The sequence below is a fragment of the Microbacterium sp. NPDC003461 genome (assembly GCF_053588335.1).
This window is the reverse complement of record NZ_JBSFPT010000051.1, coordinates 1-5,572: the sequence shown is the minus strand read 5'-3', so window position 1 is coordinate 5,572 and position 5,572 is coordinate 1. Positions and strand designations below refer to the sequence as shown.

Below are 5,572 nucleotides of genomic sequence, written 5' to 3'. Positions count from 1 at the left end.
CGCCCCTCGCGCCCGGCTTGGGGGGGGGGGCGGGGCGGGGGGGGGGGGGGCCCCCCGGGCCCCCCCCACGCTCGCGCTTCGCGCTCGCACAGTGATCGGCTTCGGTGGGAGGGCGCCCGATCGGTCGCACTCATCGGTTGCTGAACGGAGCGGCGGAGCCGCGGAGATGAAGCGACCACCGAAACCGTCATGGACTTGCTGTGGTCGCTTCATCTTCGTTCAGCAACCGTGGGCTTGCGGAGGTGAGGCGACCACGGCAGCGGGTCGGCGGCGCGGGCCGACTACCCTGGGAGGCATGCCCGACGCACCCCGATATCGCGATCAGCCCGTGTCGTTCGTGCGGCGGGGCGGGCGGATGTCGGAGGCCCAGGAGCGCGCGTGGGCCGAGCTCTCGCCCTTCTACCGCTTCGACGTGCCGCGCGATGCGGCGTCGACCTCGGTGCACCCGGACGCGGTGTTCGATCCGGCCACGGAGTTCGGGCGCGAGGCACCGCTCATCGTCGAGATCGGATCGGGCCAGGGCCACGCCATCGTGAACGCCGCGGTGAACAACCCCGGCACCGACTTCCTCGCCGTCGAGGTGTACGTGGGGGGACTCGCCCGCACCATGCTCGACGCCGACAAGGCCGGCGCGCGCAACCTGCGCGTGATCGAGGCCAACGCGCCCGAGGTGCTCGAGACGCTGCTGCCCGAGGGCTCCGCCGCCGAGGTGTGGATCTTCTTCTCGGATCCGTGGCACAAGAAGCGCCACCACAAGCGCCGCATGATCAAGGAGGGGTTCGGCGCCACCGTCGGCCGCGCCCTGCGCGACGGCGGCGTGCTGCGCCTCGCCACCGACTGGGAGGACTACGCGCTGCAGATGCGCGAGGTCATGGACGCCGCCCCCGAGTTCGAGCGCGCGTTCGACGGCGAGTGGGCCGAGCGCTTCGAGGGGCGCGCCATGACGGCCTTCGAGCGCAAGGGGATCGAGAAGGGCCGCGACATCCGCGACCTGGCCTACCGGCGCGTGCCCCGGGGCTGATGGGACACGTCGCCGCCGCGCCGCGCCAGCTCCTGTCGTGGGGCGTGCTCCCCGCGCTGCTCGTGTGCCTCGCGGCGCCGGCGATGTTCGTGCTCGAGTCGCGCCCGCTCGGCTACGCCCTGCTCGTGGTCGGTGTGCTGCTGGCGCTGGTCGCTTTCGGGGCCCAGCCTGCCGCTCCGTCACACGACCGGGGAACGACGGAGCCGACCACTCGCACGCCCTCCCTCGCGCGCGATCTGCTGCTCATCGCCCTCGGGCTCGTGTGCGCCTCGGCGATCCACCTCGAGGCGAAGCTCGACGACCTCTCAATGCTCGCCTTCACGCTGGCGCTCGGGGGCGCGGTCGTCGTGCCATACGTGCTCAGCCGCTTCGTCTTCCGCGATCACGCGATCCGCTTCCCGTGGCGCGGCGGCGGCCGCTGGACCGCGTGGCAGTGGACCTGGCTCGTCGCAGTGATCGCGCTGGGGTGGCTGATCCTGCCGTACTACTTCATCACGAGCGGCGTGTACCTCAACTGGCCCGTGGTGGACGACGCGAACCTCATCGCGCGGCTGTTCGTGGGCGTCGGGGCGGTGGGCATCTGGGACGAGCTGTTCTTCATCTGCACCGTCTTCGCGCTGCTGCGCCGGCACTTCCACGTCGCCACGGCGAACGTGCTGCAGGCGATCGTGTTCGTCTCGTTCCTGTGGGAGCTCGGCTACCGCGAGTGGGGCCCGGTCCTCACGATCCCCTTCGCCCTGCTGCAGGGCTTCATCTTCCTGCGCACCCGCTCGCTCGCCTACGTCGTGACGGTGCACCTGCTCTTCGACGCCGTCGTGTTCCTCGTGCTCGTGCACGCGCACAACCCCGGGGTGCTCGACCCCCTCTTCCTCGTCTGAGCCGGCCGCCCCGGCCCGCCGGATCGCGATCCGCTTCGCGCGCACCCTTTCGCCGGGCCGGATCGTCCCCCTAGAGTGACGCGCAAGGGGGCGGGACCCGCGGAACCAGGAGGACTGGGATGACGGCGGTTCAGGATCGGCGCACGACGGCGCGGCGCCATCGCGTGCCGCTGTCGAACTTCTGGGCCAAGGTCATCATGGCCGTTACCGGCCTGATCTTCACCGCCTTCGTGTTCGTGCACATGTACGGCAACCTGCACATCTTCCAGGGGCAGGAGGAGTTCGACCACTACGCGCACTGGCTGCGCGAGGTGCTCATGCCGCTGCTGCCGTACGAGGGCCTGCTGTGGATCCTGCGCGTCGTGCTGCTCGGCTGCCTCGTGCTGCACGTGGCGTGCGCGGTGCTGCTCATCGTGCGCGCGCGCCGCGCGCGCGGCCCGCACCGCCGGCGGGGGCTCTCGGGCGTCGACGCGTGGTTCGCGCGCAGCATGCCGATGACCGGCGTGATCATCCTGCTGTTCGTCGTGTTCCACATCCTCGACCTCACGCTCGGCGTGGCGCCGGCCGCCACCTCGGAGTTCGAGGCCGGATCGGCGTATGCCAACCTCGTCGCGAGCTTCCAGCGCCCGCTCGTGGCGGCGTTCTACGCGATCACGATGCTCGTCCTGTCCGTGCACGTCTTCCACGGGGTGTGGACGGCGGCGCACGATCTCGGCGCCACCGGAAAGCGGCTGCGGCAGATCGCGCTGTGGGTCGGCGGCGGGCTCGCCGTGGCGATCTGCCTCGGCAACGTCGCCATCCCGCTGCTCGTCCTGGGAGGAGTGATCGCATGACGACGACCGACACCGGCGCGCCGCGCGTGCGCCCCGCATCGGAGGCGCAGCTGCTCGACGGCCTGCGCTCCATCGGATCGGACATCGCCGGCCTCGTGCCCTCGGACGTGCCCGTGTCGGAGTACTGGACCGACCGCAAGCTGCACTACAAGCTCGTCAGCCCGCTGAACCGGCGCAAGTTCTCGGTGATCGTCGTCGGCACCGGCCTGGCGGGCGCCGGCTGCGCCGCCGCACTGGGCGAGCTCGGCTACAACGTCGAGGCCTTCACGTTCCACGACGCGCCGCGCCGCGCGCACTCCGTGGCCGCGCAGGGCGGCATCAACGCCGCGCGCGGCCGCAAGGTCGACAACGACTCGCTCGCGCGGTTCGTCAAGGACACCGTCAAGGGCGGCGACTTCCGCGGCCGCGAGCTGGACGCCTGGCGCCTGGCCGAGGAGAGCATCCGCGTCATCGACCACATGGACGCCATCGGCGCCCCGTTCGCGCGCGAGTACGGCGGGCAGCTGGCGACGCGCTCGTTCGGCGGCGTGCAGGTCTCGCGCACCTACTACACGCGCGGGCAGACCGGGCAGCAGCTGCAGGTGGCGGCCTCGCAGGCGCTGCTGCGCCAGGTGGCCCGCGGCAGCGTGACGCTGCACACCCGCACCGAGATGCTCGACCTCGTCGTGGAGGACGGCCGGGCCGCCGGCATCGTGGCGCGCAACCTCGTCACCGGCGAGATCACGGCGCACACCGCACACGCCGTCGTGCTCGCCACCGGCGGCTACGGCAACGTGTTCTTCAAGTCCACGCTCGCGAAGAACTCCAACGTCACGGCCGCGTTCCGCGCGCACCGCCGCGGCGCGTACTTCGCCAATCCCGCCTTCATCCAGTTCCACCCCACGTCGCTGCCCGTCTCGAGCGAATGGCAGTCCAAGACGATCCTCATGTCCGAGTCGCTGCGCAACGACGGGCGGATCTGGGTGCCCAAGCGCCCGGGAGACGACCGCGATCCGAACACGATCCCCGAGGACGAGCGCGACTACTACCTCGAGCGCCGCTATCCCGCGTACGGCAACCTCACGCCGCGCGACGTCGCCAGCCGCGCCGCGCGCGACGAGATCGTCGCCGGCCGCGGGGTGGGGCCGCTGCGCAACGCCGTCTACCTCGACTTCCGCGACGCGATCGGCCGGCTGGGCCGCGGCGTGATCGAGGAGCGCTACGGCAACCTCTTCGAGATGTACACCGACGCCACGGGCGAGGATCCGTACACGGTGCCGATGCGGATCGCGCCCGGCGCGCACTTCGCGATGGGCGGGCTGTGGAACGACTACGACCAGATGGCCTCGATCCCGGGGCTGTTCGTCGGCGGCGAGGCCGGGTGGGGGTATCACGGCGCCAATCGCCTGGGGGCGAACTCGCTGCTGTCGGCCTGCGTGGACGGCTGGTTCACGCTGCCGTACTCCGTGCCCAACTACCTCGCCGACATGCTCGGCGCGCCCAAGCCCGCGCTCGACGCCCCGGAGGTCACCGCCGCGGTCGACGACGCGAAGGCGGGGGTCGAGCGGCTCACGGCCATCGGTGGCACGCAGGGGCCCGACCGCTTCCACCGCCGCCTGGGCGACCTGCTCTACCAGCACTGCGGCGTGAGCCGCGACGGCGAGCTGCTCGCCGACGGCATCCGCAAGGTGCAGGCCCTGCGCGACGAGTTCTGGGGCGACCTGCGCGTGCAGGGATCGGCGGGCGGCTTCAACCAGGAGCTCGAGCGGGCCGGGCGCGTGGCCGACTACCTCGACATGGCCGAGCTGATGTGCCTCGACGCCCTCGACCGCGACGAGTCCTGCGGCGCGCACTTCCGCACCGAGCACCAGCATCCCGACGGCGAGGCCAAGCGCGACGACGACAACTGGCGGTTCGCCTCGGCGTGGGAGCGCGGCGCGGACGGCCGGTACATCCGCCATCAGGAGCCGCTCGAGTTCGCGAGTGTGCCCCTCCAGACGCGCGACTACAGGTAGGGAGCGACGGATGAGGCTGACACTGCAGATCTGGCGCCAGGACTCCCCGGCGGACGACGGGCGCTACGAGGACTACGTGCTCGAGGGCGCGGGGCCCGAGTTCACGCTGCTCGAGGCGCTCGACAAGCTCAACGACCAGCTCGTCGCCGAGGGGCGCGAGCCCGTCGCCTTCGACAGCGACTGCCGCGAGGGGATCTGCGGATCGTGCGGCATCACGGTCGACGGGCGGCCGCACGGGCCCGTCGAGAAGACCCCGTCGTGCCGCCAGCACCTGCGATCCTTCCCCGACGGATCCACGGTGCGCCTCGAGCCCTTCCGCAGCGCAGCCTACCCGGTGCTCAAGGACCTCGCGGTGGACCGCGGCGGGCTCGGCCGGGTGATCGAGGCGGGCGGCTACGCCTCGATCGACGCCGGCACCGCGCCGGACGCGGACGCCCACCAACTGACGCACGAGAAGGCGGAGTACGCGCTCGACATGGCAGCGTGCATCGCGTGCGGCGCGTGCGTGGCGGCGTGCCCGAACGGATCGGCCAACCTCTACGTCGGCGCCAAGCTGCTGCACCTGGCGACGATGCCGTCGACGAAGGCCGAGCGCTCCACCCGCGCGCGCGAGATGGTGCGCACGGCCGAGGAGGAGTTCGGCCCGTGCTCGCTCTACGGCGAGTGCGTGGACGTGTGCCCCGCCGGCATCCCCATCACCGCCATCGCGGGCGTCAACCGCGAGAAGCTCCGCCAGGTGCTCCGCGGCAAGCTCGGTGCTGTGGTTCGGCTGGTTCGGCTTCAACGCCGGCCTCACGGCCGCGCCCCTCGGTGAGGACGGCAACGTCGGCACGGGCCTGATCATCG

General features: G+C 71.8%; 5 protein-coding genes. All 5 read left to right on the top strand.

What is annotated here, in order from left to right; translation table 11 throughout:
• The first annotated feature begins 295 nt into the window (after positions 1-295).
• The 5 genes from trmB (at position 296) to ACWDR7_RS12875 (ending at position 5,540) form a co-directional block, all read left to right on the top strand.
• Positions 296-1,021 (top strand): tRNA (guanosine(46)-N7)-methyltransferase TrmB, encoded by a 726-nt coding sequence (gene trmB, locus ACWDR7_RS12895; RefSeq protein ID WP_449855300.1) that lies wholly within the window; start codon positions 296-298, stop codon positions 1,019-1,021.
• A complete protein-coding gene (locus ACWDR7_RS12890; protein WP_449855299.1) occupies positions 1,021-1,899 on the top strand; it encodes a CPBP family intramembrane glutamic endopeptidase in 879 nt (292 codons plus the stop codon). Before trmB ends, ACWDR7_RS12890 begins: the two co-directional genes overlap by 1 nt.
• Positions 1,900-2,018: 119 nt before the next feature.
• Positions 2,019-2,732, top strand: a complete 714-nt coding sequence (locus tag ACWDR7_RS12885) for a succinate dehydrogenase cytochrome b subunit (protein ID WP_449855298.1) — start codon at positions 2,019-2,021, stop codon at positions 2,730-2,732.
• Positions 2,729-4,726 (top strand): fumarate reductase/succinate dehydrogenase flavoprotein subunit, encoded by a 1,998-nt coding sequence (locus ACWDR7_RS12880; RefSeq protein WP_449855297.1) that lies wholly within the window; start codon positions 2,729-2,731, stop codon positions 4,724-4,726. The genes ACWDR7_RS12885 and ACWDR7_RS12880 overlap by 4 nt, the downstream gene beginning before the upstream one ends.
• A 10-nt stretch (positions 4,727-4,736) precedes the next feature.
• Complete coding sequence (locus tag ACWDR7_RS12875) at positions 4,737-5,540, top strand: succinate dehydrogenase/fumarate reductase iron-sulfur subunit (protein ID WP_449855296.1); 804 nt, start codon at positions 4,737-4,739, stop codon at positions 5,538-5,540.
• Positions 5,541-5,572 lie beyond the last annotated feature (32 nt).

What these genes read in the sequence shown, in the direction of transcription:
- trmB (WP_449855300.1), top strand. Translation starts at nt 296, where the DNA reads ATGCCCGACGCACCCCGATATCGCGATCAGCCCGTGTCGTTCGTGCGG.
- ACWDR7_RS12890 (WP_449855299.1), top strand. Translation starts at nt 1,021, where the DNA reads ATGGGACACGTCGCCGCCGCGCCGCGCCAGCTCCTGTCGTGGGGCGTG.
- ACWDR7_RS12885 (WP_449855298.1), top strand. Translation starts at nt 2,019, where the DNA reads ATGACGGCGGTTCAGGATCGGCGCACGACGGCGCGGCGCCATCGCGTG.
- ACWDR7_RS12880 (WP_449855297.1), top strand. Translation starts at nt 2,729, where the DNA reads ATGACGACGACCGACACCGGCGCGCCGCGCGTGCGCCCCGCATCGGAG.
- ACWDR7_RS12875 (WP_449855296.1), top strand. Translation starts at nt 4,737, where the DNA reads ATGAGGCTGACACTGCAGATCTGGCGCCAGGACTCCCCGGCGGACGAC.